Genomic DNA, 435 nt, shown 5'->3' with positions numbered 1-435 from the left:
GAAATGTTTTGTCGCGAGTACCTCGTTGATTTGAACGCCACGCAAGCGGCTATTCGGGCGGGGTACAGCGATAAGACTGCGAACCGTACCGCGTCTGAAAACCTGTCAAAACCTGACATTCAAAACAGGATCACTGAATTAAAGTCACAACGCAATGAAGATGTTGGCATAAATGCGGCCTACGTCTTAAAGCGGTTGGTGGAAATTGACCAAATGGACGTGCTCGACATTCTGACGGATGGCGGCGAACTGAAACCCGTCAAAGACTGGCCTAAAGTGTGGCGTACTACATTATCCGGTCTGGAAGTGGTTGAGATGGGACAGGATGCTGCGGCGTTGCTTAAGAAGATCAAATGGCCGGATAAGGTGAAGAATCTGGAATTGTTAGGTAAGCATATCAGCGTTCAAGCGTTTCGTGAGCAGGTTAAAAATGAG

The 435-nt window shown here is 48.0% G+C and carries 1 protein-coding gene; it reads left to right on the top strand.

The window, feature by feature from the left end:
* Positions 1-435, top strand: a 435-nt coding sequence (locus Xbed_RS19115) for a terminase small subunit (protein ID WP_244182580.1), incomplete at both ends; no start/stop codon positions are given.

The organism is Xenorhabdus beddingii (genome assembly GCF_002127545.1).
Lineage (GTDB): Bacteria > Pseudomonadota > Gammaproteobacteria > Enterobacterales > Enterobacteriaceae > Xenorhabdus > Xenorhabdus beddingii.
Note: the sequence above shows the minus strand (reverse complement) of the source record. Positions and strands in the feature narration are given on the sequence as shown.